General features: G+C 37.5%; 21 protein-coding genes. 14 read left to right on the forward strand and 7 right to left on the reverse strand.

Annotated features, from left to right (window positions below; genetic code table 11):
* Positions 1-127 precede the first annotated feature (127 nt).
* Complete coding sequence (locus tag HNR53_RS09100; protein WP_184525111.1) at positions 128-520, reverse strand: hypothetical protein; 393 nt, start codon at positions 518-520, stop codon at positions 128-130.
* A 383-nt stretch (positions 521-903) separates the two neighbouring features.
* On the opposite strand from HNR53_RS09100, the gene gshAB reads away from it, so the two are divergent.
* The 8 genes from gshAB (at position 904) to HNR53_RS09140 (ending at position 11,438) form a co-directional block, all read left to right on the forward strand.
* Entirely contained in the window at positions 904-3,261 is a 2,358-nt protein-coding gene (gshAB, locus tag HNR53_RS09105) for a bifunctional glutamate--cysteine ligase GshA/glutathione synthetase GshB (protein WP_184525112.1), read from the forward strand.
* Positions 3,262-3,636: 375 nt separating this feature from the next.
* Complete coding sequence (locus HNR53_RS09110) at positions 3,637-4,758, forward strand: ferritin family protein (RefSeq protein ID WP_184525113.1); 1,122 nt, start codon at positions 3,637-3,639, stop codon at positions 4,756-4,758.
* 18 nt (positions 4,759-4,776) lie between these two features.
* Positions 4,777-5,073, forward strand: a complete 297-nt coding sequence (locus tag HNR53_RS09115) for an MmoB/DmpM family protein (RefSeq protein WP_221452270.1) — start codon at positions 4,777-4,779, stop codon at positions 5,071-5,073.
* 24 nt (positions 5,074-5,097) lie between these two features.
* Complete coding sequence (locus HNR53_RS09120) at positions 5,098-6,591, forward strand: YHS domain-containing protein (RefSeq protein WP_184525406.1); 1,494 nt, start codon at positions 5,098-5,100, stop codon at positions 6,589-6,591.
* A 26-nt stretch (positions 6,592-6,617) separates the two neighbouring features.
* The gene (locus HNR53_RS09125) at positions 6,618-6,902 is read left to right on the forward strand and encodes a hypothetical protein (protein WP_184525116.1); all 285 of its coding nucleotides are present in this window, start codon (positions 6,618-6,620) and stop codon (positions 6,900-6,902) included.
* A gap of 100 nt (positions 6,903-7,002) precedes the next feature.
* A complete protein-coding gene (locus tag HNR53_RS09130; protein ID WP_184525118.1) occupies positions 7,003-8,025 on the forward strand; it encodes an NADH:ubiquinone reductase (Na(+)-transporting) subunit F in 1,023 nt (340 codons plus the stop codon).
* A 351-nt stretch (positions 8,026-8,376) separates the two neighbouring features.
* Positions 8,377-10,266 carry a XylR N-terminal domain-containing protein gene (locus HNR53_RS09135; RefSeq protein WP_184525120.1) on the forward strand — a complete coding sequence of 630 codons (1,890 nt, stop codon included), beginning with the start codon at positions 8,377-8,379 and terminating at the stop codon, positions 10,264-10,266.
* Between the two features lie 575 nt (positions 10,267-10,841).
* The gene (locus HNR53_RS09140) at positions 10,842-11,438 is read left to right on the forward strand and encodes a cell wall hydrolase (RefSeq protein ID WP_184525122.1); all 597 of its coding nucleotides are present in this window, start codon (positions 10,842-10,844) and stop codon (positions 11,436-11,438) included.
* Between the two features lie 91 nt (positions 11,439-11,529).
* Here HNR53_RS09140 and HNR53_RS09145 read toward each other — a convergent pair whose 3' ends face one another.
* On the reverse strand, positions 11,530-12,420 hold the full coding sequence (locus HNR53_RS09145) for a LysR family transcriptional regulator (protein ID WP_184525124.1): 891 nt from the start codon (positions 12,418-12,420) through the stop codon (positions 11,530-11,532).
* Between the two features lie 594 nt (positions 12,421-13,014).
* On the opposite strand from HNR53_RS09145, the gene HNR53_RS09150 reads away from it, so the two are divergent.
* The 3 genes from HNR53_RS09150 (at position 13,015) to HNR53_RS09160 (ending at position 15,284) form a co-directional block, all read left to right on the forward strand.
* Complete coding sequence (locus tag HNR53_RS09150) at positions 13,015-14,307, forward strand: aromatic ring-hydroxylating oxygenase subunit alpha (RefSeq protein ID WP_184525127.1); 1,293 nt, start codon at positions 13,015-13,017, stop codon at positions 14,305-14,307.
* Positions 14,304-14,783, forward strand: a complete 480-nt coding sequence (locus tag HNR53_RS09155) for an aromatic-ring-hydroxylating dioxygenase subunit beta (RefSeq protein WP_184525129.1) — start codon at positions 14,304-14,306, stop codon at positions 14,781-14,783. The genes HNR53_RS09150 and HNR53_RS09155 overlap by 4 nt, the downstream gene beginning before the upstream one ends.
* Positions 14,784-14,912: 129 nt before the next feature.
* A complete protein-coding gene (locus HNR53_RS09160; protein ID WP_184525132.1) occupies positions 14,913-15,284 on the forward strand; it encodes a replication termination protein in 372 nt (123 codons plus the stop codon).
* A 16-nt stretch (positions 15,285-15,300) separates the two neighbouring features.
* On the opposite strand, the gene HNR53_RS09165 is transcribed toward HNR53_RS09160, so the two are convergent.
* From HNR53_RS09165 to HNR53_RS09175, 4 genes are all read right to left on the reverse strand, one after another.
* On the reverse strand, positions 15,301-15,498 hold the full coding sequence (locus HNR53_RS09165) for a YozQ family protein (protein WP_184525134.1): 198 nt from the start codon (positions 15,496-15,498) through the stop codon (positions 15,301-15,303).
* Between the two features lie 63 nt (positions 15,499-15,561).
* Positions 15,562-16,719, reverse strand: coding sequence for an AbrB family transcriptional regulator (locus HNR53_RS09170; protein WP_184525136.1), 1,158 nt, complete (start codon positions 16,717-16,719; stop codon positions 15,562-15,564).
* A gap of 124 nt (positions 16,720-16,843) precedes the next feature.
* Positions 16,844-17,311, reverse strand: a complete 468-nt coding sequence (locus HNR53_RS23650; RefSeq protein WP_377802214.1) for a CBO0543 family protein — start codon at positions 17,309-17,311, stop codon at positions 16,844-16,846.
* Positions 17,238-18,380, reverse strand: coding sequence for a DUF2515 domain-containing protein (locus HNR53_RS09175; RefSeq protein ID WP_184525138.1), 1,143 nt, complete (start codon positions 18,378-18,380; stop codon positions 17,238-17,240). Before HNR53_RS09175 ends, HNR53_RS23650 begins: the two co-directional genes overlap by 74 nt.
* 87 nt (positions 18,381-18,467) lie before the next feature.
* Here HNR53_RS09175 and HNR53_RS09180 point away from each other — a divergent pair, with 87 nt between their 5' ends.
* Together HNR53_RS09180 and htpG are read left to right on the forward strand one after the other, a co-directional pair.
* On the forward strand, positions 18,468-20,336 hold the full coding sequence (locus tag HNR53_RS09180) for a terpene cyclase/mutase family protein (RefSeq protein ID WP_184525140.1): 1,869 nt from the start codon (positions 18,468-18,470) through the stop codon (positions 20,334-20,336).
* Positions 20,337-20,490: 154 nt separating this feature from the next.
* Positions 20,491-22,371 (forward strand): molecular chaperone HtpG, encoded by a 1,881-nt coding sequence (gene htpG, locus HNR53_RS09185; protein ID WP_184525142.1) that lies wholly within the window; start codon positions 20,491-20,493, stop codon positions 22,369-22,371.
* Positions 22,372-22,439: 68 nt separating this feature from the next.
* Here the strand turns inward: htpG and HNR53_RS23390 are convergent, their stop codons facing one another.
* On the reverse strand, positions 22,440-23,276 hold the full coding sequence (locus HNR53_RS23390) for a methyl-accepting chemotaxis protein (protein ID WP_184525144.1): 837 nt from the start codon (positions 23,274-23,276) through the stop codon (positions 22,440-22,442).
* Positions 23,277-23,599: 323 nt separating this feature from the next.
* Here HNR53_RS23390 and HNR53_RS09195 point away from each other — a divergent pair, with 323 nt between their 5' ends.
* Positions 23,600-24,535 (forward strand): DMT family transporter, encoded by a 936-nt coding sequence (locus HNR53_RS09195; RefSeq protein WP_221452278.1) that lies wholly within the window; start codon positions 23,600-23,602, stop codon positions 24,533-24,535.
* The last annotated feature ends 131 nt before the right edge of the window (positions 24,536-24,666 follow it).

Genomic DNA, 24,666 nt, shown 5'->3' on the forward strand with positions numbered 1-24,666 from the left:
TAGGATGATAAATAAAGTTTATATGAGGATGAAAAAAACCATCTTTACTGATATGAGAGTAAGGATGGTTTTCTTTTGCAAAAGGAATGATAATGGATCCGTTAAATAAATGGTTTGGTTTGAACTATTATTTATTTTTAATGAGGTTATAGGCGCATTCTTCCTCATCCCACTTAAAGATCCCTTCCTGTAATCTAATGACCGATTCAAAAGGACATGATTTGTCTTCATTTTCCGGCTCTTTTAGATATTGTTCCCTAAAGTCGCGCAGATCCATTTTTGAGGCCACGCGAAGAATCATCTCTAAAGTAATTTCAGTTTCCTTAATCCCATGACTTTTACATAGGCAGGTCTGAAATCCTTTATTATATTGAATCATCATAGGTAAATCATGAATGCTGGCCACACCGAAGACGTCTTTGATAATATCCTCATACCGTAATTGGCTGCCCGTAGCAAATTTGATTTGTTCCGTTTCAGGATTTTCTAAATAATAAACTGTTTCAATTTCATAATCCAAGAAGAACATCCTTTCTTATCTTCAGTTTAGCCGTTTTCACAAACATTTCACTTCTATAATAAACGCTCCTTAGAAATAGGCTGTAATATCCAATCTGACATACACATTATAACATATTTCTGCAAAATCTGACTAAGTTCGATCTTGTAGAAATTTGTAAATAATATGATTGCTTTCTTGTGTTTGACTGAACAATCAGGAATAAAAGTGCTCAAAACAGCATTTATTCATTTACTAAAGTGAACAATACTGTATAATAAAGCGAGATCCGTTGCCTTACAAAGCTGTTTAGTAAAGAAAAAATGCACTTGTGATTTTAAGGTTAAATAGCTGATAATGGGATCAGGACACTTGTAAAATTGTTTGAAAGTAGGGGAATTTCTTTGGGGTTGTTGAATAGAGATTTCATTCAGCTGTTGTTAAAATACCAAATAAATAATGATCTGTTTTTAGGGGAATTTGCTATTGAGAAAGAAAATGTAAGGGTCGATTCCAGCGGGAATTTAGCACGAACCCCGCATCCAAAAGCCTTTGGTAAAAAGATGGAGAATCCTTATATCAAAACAGACTTTGCTGAAAGTCAAATCGAAATGATTACTCCTGTTTTCGATACCATTAATAAGACCTACAACTTTTTAAATACACTGCATGATATTGTGGCTCTGGAGTTAAAGGAAGAATATTTATGGCCAGGCAGTAATCCGCCGCTCCTGCCAGATGAAGATGAAATCCCCGTTGCCGACATGGGAGATCCAATTGAGAATAAATATCGCTGGGAACTAGTCAATAAATATGGCCGAGTTAAGCAATTATACAGTGGAATCCACTATAATTTTTCCTTTCCTCAAAAATTTTTAAGAAAATGGTACGAAGCGGAAAGTACGGAACAAAGCTTTAAAGAATTTAAAGATGCTACTTATTTAAAAGTAGTGCGAAATACGTTAAAGTACCGCTGGCTCCTTATTTATTTAACCGGGGCAAGCCCAGCCTTTCACCAAACTTTCTTGGAAGAATGCGTACAGCAGGCAGAAGAAACGGCTCAAGATAGTTTTCTGATTGATGACATGATTTCATTACGGAATAGTGAATTTGGTTATCGCAATATCAATCCTTTTTTTATCTCCTTTGATTCATTAGAAGAATATTTAAGGGATATAAAGGCATTAATTGAAGCGGGTGAATTGCTTAATGCTAAAGAGTATTACAGTGCGGTTCGCTTAAAACCGGCAGATTCCGGTGATTATTTTGCTAGTTTGCGTGAAAACGGCATTGCCTATTTAGAGCTAAGGCTTTTGGATCTGAATCCATTGGAGCCTGTCGGCATCAGCCAGGAAACGATGCGCTTCATTCATTTGTTTCTGATCTACATGCTCGTTAAAAAAGATGAACCGTATGACCAAGAGGAGCATATTTTAGCATCTTATCAATCCGACATTTTAAATCGAAACGGTCATCTTGATTCATTTATTGCTCCGGACGGGACAAAAATCAGACCGCAGGAAAAGGCGCTGGAATTATTAAAAGACATGGAAGAAATGCTCCTGCTTTTAAATCCAGGTGCAGAAGAATATCTTCAAGTTCTGGAAATAAACAGGGAGAGAATAAGGAACAAGAATCTGTTGATCGCCAGCCAAATAAAGAAGAAAATCAATGATTCTTCCTTTATCCAATTTCATTTAGGAAAAGCAAGGGAATATTTATTAAAAAGTATGGAACACGGCTATCAATTTAAAGGCTATGAGGATTTAGAACTCTCTACGCAGCTTCTATTAAAAGCTGCGATCAAAAGGGGAATTGAATTTAATATCCTCGATCGGGACGAAAACTTCATCGTTTTGAAAAAGGGGATGAATACCGAATATGTGAAACAAGCAACCAAAACATCCCTTGATTCATATATCACGGCATTAATCATGGAGAATAAGCTGGTCACAAAACATGTTCTTGAACAACAAGGCATACGTGTGCCCAATGGACGGTCTTACCGGAATATAAGTGAAGCAATAGCAGACTATGAACTTTATCAAAATAAGCCGATCGTGATAAAACCGAAATCGACCAATTTTGGTATTGGCATCACCATATTTACTGATACTTTTACAAAAGGGGATTTTCAACTTGCTGTGCAAATGGCATTTGAGCATGATAAAACGATACTGCTTGAGGAGTTTATCAGCGGGAAAGAGTATCGTTTTCTTGTGATGGGGGATGAAGTTGTTGGTATATTACACCGTGTCCCTGCAAATGTAATCGGTGACGGGCAGCACACCATTGCCCAGCTGGCTGAAGATAAAAACAAAGATCCGCTGCGAGGAAAAGGCTACAGAACCCCGTTAGAAAAGATTCAATTAGGGGAAGCCGAGAAACTATTTTTGAAAAATCAAGGCAAAGGGTTTATGGATGTCCCAGAAAAAGGTGAAGTCGTTTATTTAAGAGAGAATTCTAATATAAGTACGGGCGGGGACAGTCTTGATTATACAGATGAAATTCCTGATAGTTATAAAAAGATTGCGGTTTCTGCAGCAAAGGCTGCCGGGGCGGTATTTTGCGGCGTTGATATGATGATTGAAGATATGAAGAATGAAGCATCAGAAATAAATTACGGAATCATAGAGATAAATTTCAATCCAGCGATTCATATTCATTGTTATCCATACAAGGGAAAGAACCGTCATGCTGATGAAAAAATTCTTGATTTATTATTTCAAAAAAGTAAACAACATGTAAATAGTGAAAATTAATGCGCGATTTTTTAACGTGATTTCAAAAAAAGCCGGTTGAAGTGTACCTTTAATCGGCTTATTTTGGCGTTATAGCAAGGTAAGAATAGTAGTAATGTTCTATATTCGTACGTTTCGTACGAAAAAAATTTAAAAAATGGACACAATCGATTCTATACTGTCTTTTCCAAATATTCTAAAATAAGAATACGCTTACAAGACAGGTTTTGACAAAAGTTGCAGCGAAAAATGGGTTCGCTTTTCATTTGTAAGCGATTTATTGAGCGGGGGCTCAATAGCATCGGGGATATTTCCATTAGAATATTCTAATAATTACCGCTATTCTATATGGAAATAATATTGGGAAAAATTCTAGTAAAACAAGGAGGAAACAGAATGTCAACAGAACCCGAGTTCAAAAAAGAACTCCGAAAACAGCCATGGGATTGGAAAACAAAGAATGAATATGAAGAAGTAACATTAATGATGCAGCCCTATGTCCATATGCATTACCGTCACAAATTTGACGGAAAGGATTTGGATATTTTTGATCCACGCTATACACGCTTAAAATCCTCTGACTGGGAAGCATTCCGCGATCCGAAAAAGTTTTGGTATACGCCATATGTAAATAACCGTAAAAAATTAGCAGAAGAAGTTGAAAATGGTTTCTCTTATGCGAATGAACTAGGTGTTCTTGATAATCTTTCTGAACAATGGGTAAATGCTTTAAGAGATATTTATACGCCGCTGCGCCATCTTGAATATGGTGAAAGCGTGCAAATGCAATATGTTGTTCGTTATTCTCTTGGTTCAGCGATTGAACAATGTGCAACCTATCAGGCATTCGATAAAATTGGCAGAGCCCAATGGATTTCTCAATGGGCCATGAATATGGAAGAGCATCACGGTGATTTCTTAAAACACGGGAAAGAAGTATTATTAAATGAACCGGCATTCCAGCCGTTACGTAAATACGTAGAAGATGTTCTTGTAACAGATGACTGGGCAGAAGTCATTGTAGCAACGAATTTAACCCTTGACCTATTATTAGGCAATCTAATGTATCGTGAATTTAACAAAGAAGCGGTTAAACAAGGGGATACACACTTATCTATTTTGAACCTGGTGATTGGCAAACAATTAGATTGGAATCGTGATTGGGCAGCAGCACTTATGGGGTTACTTGCTAAGGATGAAGCTGAAAGCCGTTGGGATTACTTAAAATCACTCGGCTATGAAGAGTGGGAAGGTGACTATCGCTGGGGCAGGATCATGAGCGACCCTAGAGAAACACCGGAAGAAACTCAATCCAACCTGGAAATCATTCAAGGATGGATCGAAAAGTGGTATCCAAAAGCATATGAAGCCATTCTGGCACTAGCTCCATTATTTGAACAGCACGGAATTGAAATGAATCTCACGGAAACTTTGAAGAAAGTGGAAGAAGAATATGTTGTTCCGGTTTATAACAAGAATAAATTGCCACTAACACAATATGAAGTTGCCCTTAACTAGGAGAAAGGAACGATAACGATGAGTGAAGAACAAGCATACGTTGGAATGGATTTAGATACGAGCGGCGGAGCAATCGTTACGGCAATGATTGCGGCAATTGAAGAAGATAATGAAGGAGTCCTTGTTGATGACTTTATGGTTTATAAAAAGGTCAAAGCTCCCCATAAAATGGTATTAAAACGTGAAACAGTAGAAGAGCATCTTGGTGCAGATTTTGACATGGATGCAGTTCATATCTATATGTCATCCTGTTTTGGCTTTATCACAGAATGGGATGAAGAACACTTGATCATTCAATGGGAAGACGAGAATTAAGGAGGGGGTTTTATCGTGGCTAAAATGGGGATTAAAGAAAAATATCATGCGATGACAAGGGATCTTATGTGGGACCCGAAAGATTATGATTATCGTACGGTTTATCCATTAGTGGAAAAGGAAGGCATTATCCTTAAGGATCCAAGCAGATGGGAAGACCCTTTCCGTTTGGCTTATAACCAATATGTAAAAGTTCAATCGGAAAAGGATGGCATTTATCATACAGTCCGCAATGCCTTTGAAGCGAATGACGGACATGCGAGAGTAATAGATTCACGCTGGTATGAAGGAGTAAAAGCCTTTGCTTCAGCAGTACAGCCTGGTGAATATATGGCCCACCGATTAATGACCTATATCGGACGCCATATTCCAATTGAGGCGGTTCGTTTTGCTACCTTTAACCAAGCAATGGATGAAATTCGCCACGCGCAAATTGAAATTAAACACTATGCTCATATGAGTAAAATGATTGATGGTCTGCATAATTATCAAAAAACAGGACAAAACAGCTGGTTTAATACAGTGACAAAATCATTCTTTGATGATGCATTAACTGCAGGTCCTTTTGAAGCTTTGATCGCCATTTCATTCTCATTTGAATACGTTTTCACTAATATTCTCTTCTTGCCATTTGCTTCTTCAGCCGGGGCCGTAGGCGATGAAAACTTCGCAGCTGTTGGTAAGACAGTGCAATCTGACGAATCCCGTCACATGGCATTAGGAATGTCTGCATTAAAAATGCTGTTAGAAGAGGATGATCGCAATATTCCGATTATCCAATACTGGATTGATAAATGGTATTGGAGATGCTACCGTATTTTCTCAGTTATTGCGACACTGGTAGATTACTATCCTCGTATTCGTCCAATTTCTTGGAAGAAAGCATTTGAAATCTATGTTGAAGAACAAGTGTTTAACGGCTTATTCAAAGATTTTAGAAAATACGGCATCCGTCTTCCAAAATTTGCTGAAGACAGTATTAAAGAAAAAGAATACTATTCTCACAATACAATGCGGATTCTTGATCACTACAAGCATGCAAATATGTTCAGAGGCTTTAAACTACAGCCGGATGATTATGAATGGCTGGCAAATGAATATCCTTTATTCGAAGAACACTACGCACCATACTTCCACCGCAGTGATGACAATGTACTTGCTGGAGCAAGTAAAGGCCTTCCAGGAGTATGTACCGTTTGCCATTTACCGAATGAATTCCCTAATCCGGACAATATGGCTGAAAGATGGACACAGTTAAGTGAATATAACAATAAAACATACGCAACATGTTCTCCAGGCTGTAAGCACATTTTTGACCATGAACCGGAAAAATATGCACAAATTTGGTGGCCTGCTGAAGCATATGTAAACGGAGAATTGGGAACAGATTTACCAGGTGATTTATTCAAAGCATGGGGCACCACACCGGAAGAAGGCGGCGAACACTATTCATCTGACGAACATGCCCGCTGGTTAGAGCACCGCAGACATTTAGGCTTAGATAAAAAATATTTCTAATATGAATTAAGTTAGGAGTGAACATTTTGGCAAATTATTTAAAAGATGAGAATCATTTGATTGTCTGGCCGGTTCTAAAAGAAACCTATTATAATGACCTTTGTATTTGTAATATTGTGATGCCAGCTCGTTATGATATGACGACAAATGAACTGTTAGATGCATGTTTAGATACCTATCAAGTGGACAAAGAAAAGAGTTACGAGTTGTTATTAAATCGTGCTGATGGTGACACTGTCGTACCAATGAACATTTCGCTGAAAGAAGCGGGTCTTCGTAACGGTGATTATTTAACAGTGGTAACAGCATAAAGAAAAACGATTTATGGAACTGGCGATTAACAGCGGATCAGGTGTTTCCTGACCGCTGCTAATCTATTAATACATCAAGAAATAGAAAGGGAGATTTTAAATGGCCCAGTCAAAAACAGATGTTGAAACATATGAGGTAACACTGGAACCAAGCGGGAAAACGATAGAAGTGAAGGAAGGGCAGACCCTGCTTGATGCCGCGATTCGCAATGGGATTCAAGTAGCATACGGATGCCGTCACGGTAGTTGTTCTGCATGTAAATGCCAAGTGCTTGACGGTGAATATGAAATCATGGATCGCGTTTCTGAGTACTCCTTAATGAGCTTTGAACGGGAAGAAGGCTTTACGTTAATGTGCAGTACGATTGCAGAAAGCGACCTTGTGATTGAAGTGGAAGAAGAAGAATCTGATCTTCCATTCTTTGCTGTTCATGATTTTGAAGCAGAAGTGATTGAAAATAAGCAATGTACAGCAGATATTCATATGATTAAATTAAAGTTATCCGAACCAGAAACCATTGAATACGCTTCAGGGCAGTTTTTTGAATTTGAAATTCCGGGACTCGAAGATACCCGCGCTTACTCATTAGCAAATAAATTTATAGATGACAGCATCGTTGAATTTCATGTTAAGCGAGTGAATGAAGGAAAGGGCTCAAATTATATGTGTGACCTTCAGGCAGGTGACCGGGTCACTGGTTCTGGACCATACGGTACGATGCAACTGCGTGATCGTACGAAAGATTTAATCTTTGTTGCCGGTGGTTCTGGTATGGCCCCAATTAAATCCCTTGTTGAAGAACTATTCTCTGAAGGCTTTGACAAAGAAGCATGGTTTTTCTATGGGGCACGTACAGTTAAAGATTTATATTTAACTGAAGAGTGGAGGAAATTAGAGGAAAAACATCCTAATTTCCACTTCGTACCGGCTCTGTCCAATCAAGATCCTTCAGAAGAGTGGGATGGAGAGACAGGTTTTATTGCAGATGTGATTGGACGTAAACTGGAGAAAATGACAGCAGATGCCTATCTTTGCGGTCCGCCAATTATGATTGAAACAACCTGTGATGCTCTTTATAAATTAGGCGTTAAAGGTACTGATATTTTCTACGATGAGTTTTAAGCAGCAGTCGATGATTAAGTTTTAAGCCTTGACTTAAGGTAAATGCTTCTCATTCCCCTCAGCCTATATATCGTACGAAGTGATGATGGAATACGTTATGTTATGTATATCCTTCATCACTTTGTGCATATAGCGATGAAATAATATATACATTATTCAGAATGTAATGTAAAATATATGTATATAAAAAATGAACTTTTTAAGAATAATATAAATGAACTGCAGCAAAATAAGAGAATATCTATAGAACTATCTTTATCTGATTATTCTGGATAGTCTTGTGTTTTGTTTTATTATTTTTATAAAAGGGATTTGTTTTATGTATAGTTCATTCCTGAGGCGGTGAGAGAAATGGAACATCCAGATCTTGATTTGGATTTGCAGGGCACATTGATGGATGAAGTAATAGAAATAGTTGACCATACCCAAAGGATTTTGCGGGTCCCTAGTTCCGCCTTTGGAGCATTGAGACGGGAACTGATTGATACTCTGGGAATAGAGAGGGTCAAAGGGTTTCTGCTGCGTTATGGCTGGAATTACGGAGTAAACGACGGATTACTAATGAAGGAAATGGAATGGAAAAGCGAGACAGAACTTTTACTTCTCGGACCAAAGATGCATACATTAACCGGTTATGTGACTGTAGAACCTGAGGTATGTGAGGTTAATATCAGCGAAGGTGTCTTAAATTTCGCGGGTATATGGAAAGATTCCTATGAAGCTGAAGAACATCTGCGGCTTTTTGGAAAAAGCAGTGAGCCGGTGTGTGATACTTTAGTAGGGTATGCAAGCGGTTGTTTGTCAACGCTCATGGGTAAAACAGTCATAGTCAAAGAAACGAAGTGTGCAGCAAAAGGCGATGAACATTGTCACTGGGTAGCTAAAACCCTTGATGAATGGGGCATGGATCCGCAGATACAAAAGGAACGTCAGTTATATGAGGCGGATCGTATAGGTGCTGAACTGGAAGAAACCTATGAAAAACTAAGGCTGGAAAGAGATAATTTAAGCAAGACTTATCAGATTCATCAGAAACTGTTTAAGCAGGTTCTTCATGAAACAGGACTTCAATCCTTTGCCAACATCATGTTTCAAACAGTAAAAATTCCTGTATTTATTGAAGATAATACTTTTAATTTAACGGCTGTCGGCGGTTATTCTCCAATGGAGGCGAAAAAGTTTGTCGATGAATTTAAGGAATGGGTAAAAGAACAACAAGAAAAACGCAAGTGGAAGGAAATTCGGAATACTGTATGTCTGGAAATTTCTCCGCAGCAAAAGCGTTTAATTACACCGATCTATGTACGGCAGAAGATCTTTGGTTATTGTTCTTTATTGTTTAGTGAAGAGTCGATCAAAGAAGTAGACAAAATGGTACTAGAACAAGCTGCACTGGCATGTTCGCTGCATTTATTGAATGAACAAACGAGGATCCATACGGAACAGCGGATTAGAGGCAGCTTTTTAGAGGACATTTTGAACAAACGAATGTCGATGTCTGAAATCGTTAAACATGCACATTATCTTGAGTTTCAATTAATAAAGCCTTATTTTATGGTCGCAATTCATAGACGATTTGAGAAAAAATCATTTAATGAAGAAATTGAGTTTAACGATCAATTTATGAATGATTTACTGGGTTTATTAAAAAACATTCAAGTTAATGCGTTACTGGGTCAGAAATCAGAAAATGTTATTGCCCTGTTTTCAGAGGATGCACTGATCAAAAGAAATATTAATAAAGAAACATTTTGTAAGCGATTGCTTGATTTTTGTGCTGCACAGTATCCGGATTTTGTTTTTAGAATGGGAGTCAGTTCCAGTATCTCGGCGATTATGGATGCACCTAATTTATATGATGAAAGCCTCGCAGCTTTAAAAGTTACCAATACCCGGCAAAATATAGTCTCTTTTGATTCCCTAGGTCTTGTAGGAATGCTGATGCAAACGAAAAATTTAGACACGATCGAAAAGTTTGCTTATAAAATTTTGGGGAATCTGATTGAAGAAGATAAATCAAAAAATATGGAATTAACGAAAACACTTTATCATTATTTAGAAAACGGATCTAATGTTCATAAAACAGCCAGGGCGATGAATTTCTCCATTAGCGGATTGCGCTATCGTTTAGGCAGGCTTAATGAAATTTTACAAGCAGATATTAATACTCCATATATTAAACATGAAATCTATTTAGCGCTTCAGTCTTTAATTGTATTAGGCGTGTTAGAAATCGATTAATGGGATGAACAAAGCCGCTTAACACATGGGGACATGCCCATTGTTTTAATTGAGAGGGGGTTAGGTTGTGTTTGTTTGCAGGGAACATCTCAAGAAGGGGTTGCAATTGCTTCCTGTACCGCATGTAAAGGAGATTCAGGGGGATACAAATAAAAGCTGTGCCTTTTGTGACAAGCAAGCAGCTTTAAAGCTTTTTATTTTTAACCAAGATCAAGCAACTGAATGGAAACTTACTTCAAAATGACTCAAGATGGGATAATAGAATGGGAGCTGCTGTTAAGCAAGCTCTTTTATTTTTGCCTTTTCATCGTATCAACTAAAATGGTGTTGCTCGTCAAATTTAACAAAATTATAACAGTGAAAGAATCCATTGAAATATTTAAGTAAAATTTATCAATCACATACATATTTTGGCGTTTTCTTGTGAATGGTTATACTTTCCATCGTTTGGATAAAGGTTATAATGGCGTGGTTAAACGAACTTGCTTTTGAATTGGTTAAATTTAGGTAATGAATCATCGTGTTACAATTGATAGCCTAGTAGTATAGACCAAATAGATTACTAGGAGGATACTATGAAAAAAATTAAAATGGCTATGCTTGCATGCGTAACTTCACTATCTTTATTTTCTTTTTATCCGCATGCAGAGGCTTCTGCAGCAGTACACACTGTCAAAGCAGGGGATACTTTATGGAAAATTTCAGCGCAATATGGGGTAACGACACAGAAAATTAAAACAGCTAATAAACAAAGCAGCAATATGATTTATCCTGGGCAAAAGCTATACATTCCTCAGGCCGCTATTTCCGAAGCAGATAAGGATTTAATGGCTAGATTGGTTTCAGCGGAAGCAAAAGGGGAGCCATATGCAGGAAAAGTAGCTGTTGCAACAGTGATATTAAATCGTTTGAGCAGTCCGGATTTTCCTAATTCTATTCGAGAGATTATTTTTCAAGTTGAAGGAGGTCATTATGCCTTTACACCTGTTCAAAATGGAGCTATCTACAATGCTGCAGATGCGGCATCAAAAAAAGCTGTAAATGAGGCCCTGGGTTTTTGGGGGCAGGGAAATGGTTCGGTTTATTTCTATAATCCTAACACATCAACAAGCAAATGGATATTTTCACGCGAAGTAACCGTAAGAATTGGTAACCACGTATTTGCCAAATAAGCAGTGGTGAAGGTAAGGTCTGATTCTGCAAGATCATCCTGGTTGAATCATTTTGCAGAATCAGTTCTTTCTATTAGTTTGATTACATAAATTAATTACCTTGTGAATAGTTCATTTCATGGTTAATCATGGAATAAATAATTTTCTTAACAGGAAGGTCCATTAATAATTTTTTTCGGTATTGAACATACACCTTGTTTGGAATGGCTTCAAATTCTTTTATTCTTTTTACGGCAATCGTATTCCTATCGACAGAGTCTACTCCAAGTAATGGGGTAATGCCAACCCCCAATCCGCTGCCTACTACCTTCTTCAACATTTCATTATTTCCTACTTCAATATGTTTAATGTTTGGAACTCCGATTAATTGCTGCTCCGCAGGAGACAATAGAAGTGTATTCCGCTGATACCAAAATAATGTTTCACCTTGAAGCTCATCTAAGGAGGAAATTTCATGTTTAGCAAGGCGGTGGTTTTTTCCGCAAATTAAGACAATTTTATCATCAAATAAGAACTCTGAGATAATATTTGGTTTATGGGAAACGACATTTCTTGTAAACACTAAATCCACGTCTTCGGATAATAATTGATCATTCAGTTTCGTTGAATTCTCTCCCTCGATGATAGAAATACTAAGCTGGTCAATAGATTTAATCGAATCAATCAAATCAGTAATAAAAGAATAGGAAAAGCCGGGAGAAAAGCCGATTTTTATGCTTGGGAACTTGGAAGCCTTAGTTGCTTCAATAGAATGGGTCATATAAGTAAGGATGCTGGTTGCATATTCGACAAACACTTCTCCTTCTTTTGACAAAGCAACATTTTTCCCTTCCCTGTCGAAAAGTTTGCAATTTAATTCGTTTTCTAAATTCTTAATTCTTGCCGTTACCGTCGGCTGGGTCACGTTGAGATATTCAGCAGCCTTTGAATAGTTATGGTGTTCAATGACAGCTAAGAAGGTTTCCAATTGACTTGTATCCATGATCATCACTCCAATTAATAGTTTTGACTTGAAATGTTTTTTATAAGAAAGCATTAAATATGACGGTGTTTTTGAAAACCCTTTCATTTACCCCGATAATAAAATGTTAATTTTAAAATATTAATACAATTAGAATAGTACCGAAAATATCAATATTTGTCTAGAATGTGACTATAAATTTACTATTTCGATAGAAAATACTGTGTAAAGCATAAAAACGTGATATAATGATGTCGAAAGTGGAAGAAAACACTATTACCACGCCGTATATATTTAAAACCAAGAAAAAATTTTGAAAAACACACCAAATAGCAAAAATATTTCGATTAGATTTTTTGCTAAGTGAGTTATATAATCTGAATATAGCCAATAGAGGGAAAATTAAAATTCTTCGACTAGTCAGTATATTAAATTAATTATTTTATAATAATTTAATTGTCGAAGAAAAATAATTTTTCTTATATAATTGAATTGAAAGCGGCTACAGATTGCGTTTTCATTTCATTATCAGAATATTTTTTAGAGAATAAATAATCTTCTTTTAAGAAAGATTATTTATATATAAAATTTTTCAGAATACTAGGAGGGACAAAAATGGGGAAGTACGTTAAAGAAGACTTGCAAAACTTAACATTCAAAGTCAATCGTAATGCATTCTCAAGTAAAGAAATTTTAGAAAAAGAAAGAGAAGCCATCTTCAGTAAATGCTGGTTATATATTGGACATGAATCTGAGCTAGCTAACAATGGCGATTTCCATAGAAGAAAAGTTGGCGGCAGAGAGTTAATCTTCACTCGCAGTGCAGATGGAGAAGTTAGAGCTTTTTATAACTCATGTCCACACCGCGGCGCATTAGTTACACGCGAAAGAGGCGGTAACGGTAAAGTATTCCGCTGCTTCTACCATGCATGGAGCTTCAACAACAAAGGTGAACTAGTTGGTATGCCTGATAAAGAAGGTTTCCCAAATGATCACAACTGTGATGGTTCTAAAAACCTACAAACTGTAAAACGTCTTGAGAACTACCGCGGATTCTTCTTTGTTAACTATGATGACAATGCAGAGTCTTTAGAAGATTACCTTGCAGGTGCTAAAGAATATCTTGATATCGTAGCTGACCAAGGCGAAGCAGGTATGGAAGTATTAACAGATCCACAACAATACAGTGTACGTGCTAACTGGAAACTATTAGGCGAAAACTCTGTTGACTTATATCACGCAGTACCAACTCACAAAACTTTCTTTGATATTGTTGCTACCCGCGGCGGTACAAAAGCAGAAGGCGATTTCTTAGGAGCAGGACGCGATCTTGGAAATGGACATGCTGTTATGGAATACAAATCAGCTTGGGGTCGTCCAATCGCAAAATGGATCGAAGGTTATGGTCCAGAAGCGAAAGTGGAAATCGACAGAATCTATGCTCGTTTAGTTGAAAAATTCGGCGAAGAAAGAGCAGACAGAATCGCAACTCAAAACCGTAATATCTGGATTTTCCCTAACTTAGTAATCAACGATATCATGGCGATTACAATCAGAACGTTCTATCCAATGGAACCAGGTTATTTAGAAGCAACAGGCTATGCCTTAGCTCCAAAACTTGAAAGTGAAGAATTTAGAGCGGTTCGTAACGACAGCTTCTTAGAATTCTTAGGACCAGGCGGTTTCGCAACTCCAGATGATAACGAAGCTCTTGAACTTTGTCAAGAAGCATATGTAAATAATAAAGAAGTAGGCTGGAATGATATCTCTAAAGGTATGAACAGAGAAAATCCACAAGCCAATGATGAGGCTCAAATGCGTGCATTCTGGCGTCAATGGAATAAACGTATTACAGAATTAGAAGCTGAACAAGAAGCTAAGGAACAATCTGGGGAGGTAAGAGTATGAGCTTAACACGTCAAGAAGTAGAGGAATTCTTATATCATGAAGCTGAACTATTAGATGAATGGAAAATGAAAGAATGGGTTGCATTATTAACAGACGATGCATACTATTCTGTACCGCCAATCGGCAGCCCTGATGCTAATCCATTAACTGCTCTATACCTAGTTAACGATAATAGAGAGCGTATTGAACACCGTGCATTACGTTTATTGAAAAAAGAAGCGCATGTTGAGTATCCACATTCTTCAACTGTTCACAACGTATACAATGTAAAAATTGTTGGTGAAGAAGATGGTGTTACAACTGTAAAATGTAACTTCTCCGCTTACCGTGCAAAACGTGACTATCTGGACAATTATATCGGCATTAACGAATATAAATTGGTTAAAGAAGACGGACAAATTAAAATTGCTGGTAAAAAAGTAATCCTTAAAATGGAAGCATTACGTCCACACGGAAAAGTTAGTATCATTTTATAATTTGACTTTGCTATTAGAAAAAGCACTTACTTTTGTAAGTGCTTTTTCGCTGTTTTATTTTATTTTCACTAATTACACAATGTGTTATAATATAGTCAGAAAAGTCAAACATTAGTTAGGAGGGACAAAATGAGCACCAGAAAAAGAGAAAGCACAGGTTTTCTTATTAAGCAAAGGGCTTTTTTAAAATTGTACATCATAACTAATATTGAAAATAGAAGATGGTATGGATTGCAGCTGTTAGATGAAATGAAAAAGGAGTTTGGACCATTTGGTTTCGAACCGCAGCATTCAGAAATATATCGTGCATTGCATGATCTCCTTGAGGATGGAATATTAACTAGGGGAAAAATTAAGAAAAATGGTTCGAAGTATCAAGAGGTAGCTGTCTATACTATAAAAGATCAGGAAAAAGCAAAAACATATAAAAAAATGGTCAAGGCAGATCTGGATCGATGTTCACATTTGCTGCGCAAGGCATTGGAAGATAATTATGCCTAAAAGGGAAAAGAGGGACTTATTGTCCCCCTTTTGCAGCTCTTTCCTTATTTTGATAAGCAGGATTATGTGTGAATACATCACCTGTCATATAGGAATCACTCACTTGTTCATGAGTTTCAGCTAGTCCTTTTGCCGTCTGGTCACTACTTTTGTAATCACTTGCTTCATAGATTTTATTCACCATTTTAAAATCTTTTTTCTTCGCATTACTCATATCGACACGACCTCCTTTATTTTATAGCTTATTTTTCTACAAAGTAAAGTGAAGCATGCATTCTTATTTAATAAATTTCTTTACTAGAACCTCTTCTTGCGGCAGCTGTTTTATTTTCCTCCTATTAAATGCCCTAAATAATGGCGGCAGCACTAAGAGAACAAAAACAATTCTTAATACCTGAACAGCCACGACAAAGGTAGCGTCTGCATGTAAGACAACTGCTGTAGCGGCCATTTCTGCTACTCCACCAGGAGCGAATGCCAGAACAGAAGTAATGAATGATATGCCAGTTATTTTTGAAACGGCAAAGGCACAGCCAAACATAGCCGCTACCAGCCCGATTGTACTGAGCAGGGAAACCAAGACTGTTTTACCAATGCCGGTAAACATGTGTGTTTGAAAACGGGAACCGATGCTGGCCGCAATGATAATCTGTGAAAAGATGATTATGGGATCAGGCCACCAAGCAACAATTCCGTGACCGGTAAAGAATGAATAAATGCTTTGCAATGCAGCTACACCAAGCATGCCTCCGACAAGCCAGGGTGCCGGCAAACGCAATAACTTTCCTGCATGGTATCCGCCATAAGCAGCAGCTCCTAAAAGAAAAGTTCCAATAAGTGAAGCAAGTCCAAATTCAGTAATGTTTGCTTCAGCTCCGGAAGTGGAAACAAGTATTTGACCCTCAGGTGCAGTCAGCCACGAAGAAGCGATAAGTGGAATCGTCAGGACGACAACGAAAATTCGCAGCGTTTGAATGATACTTACAACCGCTGTATTCGCTCCTACTTCTTCAGCGATTCCAGGCATAGTGGCAACCCCTCCAGGTGCAGTAGCGAAAAGGCTCGTTAACAAATCTGTTTTAGTGAACTTCCATAGTATATAGCCTGAACCAAGAGACAGTGCAATAGAAATGAGCAGCATGAATGAGACGGTCAAAAAATGTTCGCTAAATGTAGCGAAAACAGATGAATTGAGTTTCTGACCCATTTCAATAGCTAAAACTGCCTGCCCAATTCTTAACCAATAAGGAGGCAGCCCTTTTGCTGCATCAGCTGATTTTAGAAATTTCGGCTGCCGGAAATTGAGGATAGCAGCAAGAATGATGGTTCCGAGCATCCAGGCAATGCCGATACCGGTTAGTGAAAGGAGGAATCCCCCGATACTGCTGATCATAATAAATAACAAGCTTTGAGAAAATCGAGAATGTGTGTTCATAAAATGGGCCCTTCTTTTCTTCGTTTTACATGATTGGGAATACCTGATATCTATAATAGATCATTTTTTTAATATTTACATGTTTAAATATAATATAACCTTAGAAATAAATAAAATAATTAATCTATTTCTTATTTAATTGTCTTATCAGGAAGTGGAAAAGAAGATAAAGACTAGTTAAATATAGATTGAATCCAATAAATGAATAAAGATGTTTCCATGATGGATGATGAATAAAGAACCCGAATCCCTCAGCTTGTTTTTCACTAAACGACATAAGCAGGCTAAAAAAGAGGATGAAACAAACTTTTTGTCCAAAGGAAATCCTATAACAAACTACCAGGAAAGCTGCAGTTAAGGCAGGAAGAACGACTAATGTAAATCCAATATGAATCGAAAAAATGTCAGGTAATAATCTTTTCGGAAAGGAGTACATCTCTTTTCCTGTAAAATACAGATCAAGATAGGTGCCAAGCAGCGAAGCCAAAAGCAAGCAAGGCAATAAAGCGAATAATAGATTATTCAAAGACAGAAATTGCTTTTTTTGTAATGGCAGCAAGTTCGAGTCTTTCGAGGGTTTTGCAATAGTCACTCTGAATCTCTCCAATTGTTTTTTCTTTAGAATCTAAAAAGTAATACAGGACTTTCCAGCTTTGAAACCAGTCATCTATTTCAGCTGGCAGATGCTTTATATTTTTCCATGCAATAGTGAGAGTTGGACTATAAATTCTCGGCGATCCGGGGATTAACTGGCAGGATTTCAGCCTCGGCAGCAAAGAAAAAGCTGGCAGTCCTTCTTTTACATCATGAAATAGATGGGGCCAATAATCTTTGCGCGAACCGGTATGGGGGTGTGTATTAGCCCACTGTACTGCTTTTGAAAGAAGCTGTTTATCATGAAAAAGAATAGAATATAATCGTTTCCCTAACCAAATCCGTTCATGAAGACTTTCAAAGTGATGTAAAGTCTGTCCGATTACGTGTGTCTTTCCATTAGCTATAATAGGAAAAAGAATGTGATTAAGCGACAAGGAATCCTGCAGTTTAAATTCAATCGAATGAAAGATGTTTTTTTGGAACAGGGGATTCTTTATCACCCTTTTTTCCAAATAACTCTGTTCATTTATAATGAGGGCGATGGTCAACAGGTATAAATCACGTTCATTCCAGTAATGATTCCAGATGGTCTCCATAAAAGTTGAAACCTGCAGGTATGGTAATAGATGAAATAAGTTTTTATTTCTTTTCCTGCTCTCTTCATAAACTAAGAATTGTGGATAGGCATCCTGGAATATCAGCCAATTTCCACGTTCGAGAAAGGTAAAATAGAATTGCTGCTCATTCTTTGTCAGAAGCTTTGAGAGAAACTCTCCTTTTAAATCCGTCATATTCCATCCGCCATTTCGTGAAACCATATGTCCCAAAAAAGCCCAATGAATATCCTGATACTGGTTGTAAAAATGCAGATAAGCCTTCGTTCTCGTCACGTTATTGATATTGAATTGTTTTGTTTGCTGCTGAATTTTCTCCAGCAGTTTTTTTTCTTCTAATGAAAGTTTAATTTTACTTGCATTTTTCCCTTCTTTTTTCTTCAAATCCTTTTTTATCTTTAACAGTGCTTCTGATAATTCAGGATGTTTTCTTCCTGTGAATTTCTGCAAATGGTATTCACTCCCTTCAAGTCATGATTTGCATGCACCTGAAATAATTATTTATTAGGAAGTTTTTAGAGGAGTGGATAGCAGATCATGCGGAACACGACAAGCATAGGTATTCAGAGGATTATCGATAAATTAAAACACGATCAGTCCCCGGATGGATCATGGAAATATCCGTTCGAAACAGGAATAGCCACTGATTGCTATATGATCATTTTATTAAGAACACTTGGAATTCATGAAGAAAATCTGATCAGAGGGCTTTGTGAGAGAATTTTAAGCAAACAAGAGAAGAGCGGAGGATGGAAGCTTTTTTTTGATGATGAGAAAGAAAACGTATCGGCAACGTTGGAGGCCTATTACGCCCTTCTTTATTCTGGATATTACAAAAGGAATGACTCGCGGCTTATGGCAGCTAAGAAAAAATTTTTAGCCAATGGAGGGATTCAAGAATGCCATATGTTGACTAAAGTCATGCTCTCGGTAACCGGACAGCTGAAATGGCCTGCCTTTTTTCCTTTTCCTCTTGAAATGATTCTGCTGCCTGCTTCTTTTCCAGTTAACCTTTACAGCTTTTCCGTATTTGGCAGAGCCAACCTCATTCCATTACTGATTCTTGCACAGCAAAAAAAGCAATTTAAAACGGAAGATAGCCCAAATATATCCGCTTTATTGGTCCGGGACCAATTTGATTTTTGGAATCATGAAGAGTGGCATGAGTTATTCTCGGCAATTGAAAAAGGAATTAAAAGTTTAATAGGTCTGCCGGGACTCCTTCATCAGCAAGCATTAGAAAAAGCAAGGCAATATATGCTTGCACGTATAGAACCTGATGGGACATTTCTCAATTACTTCAGTTCAACGTTTCTCATGATTTTTGCTTTACTGTCACTTGGATTTAGAAAGACGGATAAACTGATTTTACAGGCAGTAGAGGGCCTAAAAGGAATGATGTGTGAAATTAACGGGCTGCCCCATATGCAGTATACAACAGCAACCATATGGAATACCGCCTTAATTAGTACCGCATTACAAAATAGCGGAGTTGCTTATTCCGTTCCAATGATCATGAAGTCTAACGAATACTTACTCCGCCGGCAGCAGAAAAAATATGGAGACTGGGTCGTTTATAATCCGGGCGGGCGTCCAGGCAGCTGGGGTTTTGCCGATATGAATACCATTCATCCGGATGTTGATGATACGACTGCAGCTCTTCGTTCCCTTACGCGTACGGCAAGTGCTGAACCATTTCATTATAGATCCTGGAAAAAAGGGTTAAACTGGATTTTAACCATGCAAAATGATGATGGGGGATGGCCTGCGTTTGAAAAAAGAATTAGTAACAAGGTATTTAATCTGCTGCCGATTGAAGGAGCGGAATATCTGCTTGGAGATCCGTCTACACCGGATTTAACAGGGAGAACGCTGGAATATCTCAGTCTGTATACGAATCTGGGTCATCATCATCGGGCCATCCGGGAAGGGGTCCGATGGCTGTTAAAGCAGCAAAAGCAAAATGGGTCATGGTACGGCCGCTGGGGAATCTGTTATATTTACGGAACATGGGCTGCTTTAACGGGGTTAGCTGCAGCAGATATAAAATCATCCAGTCCTGCTATTGCCAAAGCGGTTAAATGGTTAAAAGAGATTCAGCATCATGATGGGGGGTGGGGCGAATCTTGTAAAAGCGATAAACAGCGCATGTATGTTTCTCTGGGTGCCAGTACTTTAACACATACCGCCTGGGCTTTGGATGCCTTAATCGCAGTGTCTAACAGACCGACCGAAACGATTAGTAAAGGGATCGCCTTTTTATTGGGAAATTTAGAAGTGGATGACTGGACAACCGCTTATCCTGCGGGGCAGGGAATGGCAGGAGCGTTCTATATGCATTACCATAGCTATCGCTATATTTTTCCTTTACTGGCGTTGTCCCACTATCACAATAAATATTTTTAAAGTGTAATCATTGACATCCACCCATATATTTGATATTTAAATTATAGGATTAGCACTCAAGATGGATGAGTGCTAATTTTCATGAAATGTTATTTACTTATTTCCTGCGTAACATGTTGTTTACACAGTTTTAGTATTGAAAGGAGAGGTTCCAATGGAAAAGAAACAATTTCAGGCAGAATCAAAACGTTTATTAGAAATGATGATTAATTCAATTTATACCAATCGTGAGGTTTTTTTGCGCGAATTGATCTCCAATGCCAGTGATGCGATTGACAAAATCTACTATAAAGCATTAACAGACGATTCATTAAGTTTTGACCGGGATAGTTATTACATAAAAGTGACTCCTGACAAAGAAAATCGGACATTAACGATAAAAGATACCGGTATTGGGATGACACAGGAAGAACTGGAAAATAATCTTGGCGTCATTGCGAAGAGCGGTTCTTTAGCGTTTAAAACGGAAAATGAATTAAAAGACGGCTTTGATATTATTGGTCAATTCGGTGTCGGTTTTTATGCGGCATTTATGGTGGCGGATTTAGTAACGGTAAAGAGTAAGGCACTAGGCAGTGATACAGCCTGCCAGTGGGTATCCGAAGGTGCTGATGGCTATACGATTGCACCATGTGAAAAAGGCGGAACTGGAACTGAAATTATTCTTCAAATTAAAGAGAATACGGAAGATGAAAATTATGACGAATATTTAGAAGAATATCGTTTAAAGCAAATTATCAAAAAGTATTCAGATTTTATCCGCTACCCAATTAAGATGGATGTGTCTTCAAGTAAATTAAAAGAGGGCAGCGAAAATGAATTTGAGGAAGTTCAGGAAGAACAAATCATTAATAGTATGGTACCGCTCTGGAAGAAAAATAAAAGTGAACTGACAGATGAGGACTATGAGAAATTTTATACTGAAAAACACTATGGTTTTGATACTCCGCTAAAGCATACCCATATCAGTGTGGATGGGACAATACGTTACAATGCTATTCTTTATATTCCGGAAAAAATCCCATTTGACTATTACTCAAAAGAATATGAAAAAGGTTTGGAACTATATTCGAATGGTGTTCTTATCATGAGCAGGTGCTCCGATCTGCTGCCGGATTATTTCAGCTTTGTCAAAGGGATGGTAGACTCTGAGGATCTTTCATTAAACATTTCAAGGGAAATGCTGCAGCACGACCGTCAGTTAAAATTAATTGCGAAGAATATCAATAAGAAAATTAAAAGTGAGCTGCAAAGTCTCTTAAAAAATGAACGTGAAAAATATGAAGAGTTCTATCAATCCTTCGGCCGACAGCTAAAATTCGGTGTTTATAGCGACTTTGGCGCGAATAAGGAAGTTCTTCAGGATTTATTAATGTTTTATTCTTCTAAAGAAAAGAAAATGGTTACCCTTGATGAATATGTATCAAGAATGCCGGAAGAACAGAAATATATTTACTACGCTGCGGGTGAGTCAAATGAAAGAATTGATAAGCTCCCGCAAACGGAGCTAGTAGCCGAAAAGGGTTATGAAATTCTTTATTTTACGGATGAAATTGACGAATTCGCGATTAAAATGTTAATGACTTATAAGGAAAAAGAATTTAGATCGGTTGCAAGCGGCGACCTAGGCATTGAACCGGATGCAGCAGATGAACAGTCTGAAATTGAAGAAAAGGAAAATAAAGAACTCTTTGACTTTATGAAAGATGTTTTAAAAGACAAAGTTAAGGATGTCAGAATCTCGAAAAGGTTAAAAACCTATCCGGTTTGTTTAACTGCAGACGGCGAAATTACGATTGAAATGGAAAAGGTATTGAATGCCATGCCGGATAATCAAAACATTAAAGCAGATAAGGTGCTTGAAATTAATGCCCATCATGAGGTATTCCAATCGTTAAAAAATGCCTTTGAAAATGATAAGGATAAACTCACTTTATATGTGAATTTATTATACAATCAAGCCTTGCTGATTGAAGGTCTGCCAATTCAAGATCCAGTCGAATTTACAAATGATATTTGTAAGGTAATGGTATAAAGTGAAACGATTAGATAAATAATAAGGAAAGGGAATTACCTGTGCGGTAATTCCCTTTCCTTATTTCTTTACAATCTATTAGCCAATTGCAATAGCAGTTTTGATATATCTTCAAATTTTGCTATTCTTGAATTGATTTCTTTCGCTTTTTCTAATTGTTCAATGACCGTACTATTGATTGAGTTTACTTCTTCTGTTATCTTTTGTAAATCAATTTGTAATTCGTTTAAGGTAGTTTCTATTTCTTTACTGGCATCATTACTGTTTCCTGAAAGCTTTCTGATTTCGTTGGCAACGACTCCAAATCCTCTTCCTACCTCTCCAATTCTTGCCGCTTCAATGGCTGCATTTAAGCCGATTAAGCGTGTCTGGGATGATATCGCCTTAATCGAATCGAGTATTTGATTGGTCTTTTTAAATTTATGATTGATTAAATCTGCTTTATTTTGAAGCATTTCGCTGTCTTTATTCAACTGTGAGGCGATTTCCAAAAACTGATTAATGATGCGGCCGACGTCATTACTGGATTCCAAGAGTTCTTCTGCACTTTGGTTTAAGCCTGTCCATGTTTCAATATTTTTTGCAATCCCAACAGAACCGATTACTTTTCTGTGTTCATCCACGATTGGATATCCATAAATTCTGACAGGGATTCCATATAGTGAGGCATCCATATTTTTCGCAGCTGGAGCGTTTAGTCTCATCGCCTCTGCCATTGCTGATTTGGGGTTTACTGGATCTCCTGGTGAAATATTGAGCTTTACCGTTTTTCCATCTTTTTGAATGATAAATTTATCTTTATCTGTCACTGCAAATCCTAAATCAGAGTGGAGCATCTCTGCAATCCAAGGAGTAATCGCAATTAAAGCCTCCATCAAATCTTTTCCAACAACTCTTTTTTCCATTAACCATTGCACCCTTTCATTGAAAGCTTTATGTATATTTTTTAGGTTAAAAGGCGTATATAATCTTCTGAATTCATTATACACTAATTCAATATTCCTATCACTTCCTTTTCTTATGAGCGGGCTTTTAGTGAGTATTTGTTCATCCCAAGTATAGGTCCTTTTTTTCTCTTATCCATTTGCTGCGGATGAGATTTTTTCTGCTTTTTCAAGAGGATAGATGATACAATAAGCTCTGCGTAACTATTTTATTACAATACTTTTTGTTTCGATTGGAAAAAGGAAGGTTTAAATAAATGAGGAGATGAAGAAAAGTGCAGCAAATGTTTCAAAATAAATGGTCAGTCATTGGGATTGCCATTTTTTGTTCCGCTTTATGGGGCAGTGCATTTCCCGTTCTAAAAATTAGTAATCAGGAATTACAAATGCCGGCAAATGATCCAATTGCCCAGATTGTTTTTGCTGGGATTCGCTTTCTCCTTGCGGGAATCATGATCCTCTGTTTAATATTTATCTCGAACCGCAAGCTTTTATTTGTAAAGCGATCGCAATTTATGATTTTAATTCTGCTGGGTTTTATCCAAACCGCGGTTCAATACTTTTTTTTCTATAACGGCTTAGAGAAAGTATCCGGCATGCAGGGTTCGGTTCTTTCCTCAAGCGGTACATTTCTCACTGTGTTGTTAGCCCATTTCTATTATAAAAATGATCAAATAGATGTGAAAAAGGCGATCGGCTTAACGGCTGGATTTGCCGGAATTATTTTGGTGAATTGGGGACAGCAATTCAGTTTTAGCTTTCAATGGACAGGAGAGGGGTATATGATCATGTCTGGCTTGACAAGCGCTGTTGCCACGATTTTGGCCAAGGAATTGGCGCGGGATATTCACCCCTTTACTTTAACGGGCTGGCAGTTGTCCATTGGTGCTTTTTGTTTATTATTGATCGGTCTGCCAAAATACCAAGATGAGATGATAACATTTACTCCGTTTGGTTTTGCTCTATTGCTTTATGCTGCCTTACTCTCAGCAACCGCGTTTGCCCTGTGGTATTCCATTTTGAAATACAATAAAGCAGGTGAAATTAGTATTTATAAATTTCTCACACCGGTATCTGGCGCTGTTCTATCTGCTATGTTCATTCCAGGGGAACGTTTTAATCTATATATTATCCTTGCTCTTTCGTTAGTTGCTGTTGGAATTTTAGCTGTGAACTACCATGGAGCTAAAGGGAGTCTGGGCACGCTAAAACAACAGTAAGATTTATGGGGACTCATTCCATTCCAGTGGAATCGGGAAATTTGAAATTGAACTGGATTCCATTAATCGTTATAATAATATAAAGACTTATTATAATAGTCTAATAATTTTCGCAGTATAGAGGAGTAGAG

Source organism: Bacillus benzoevorans (assembly GCF_014207535.1).
Lineage (GTDB): Bacteria > Bacillota > Bacilli > Bacillales > Cytobacillaceae > Bacillus_BD > Bacillus_BD benzoevorans.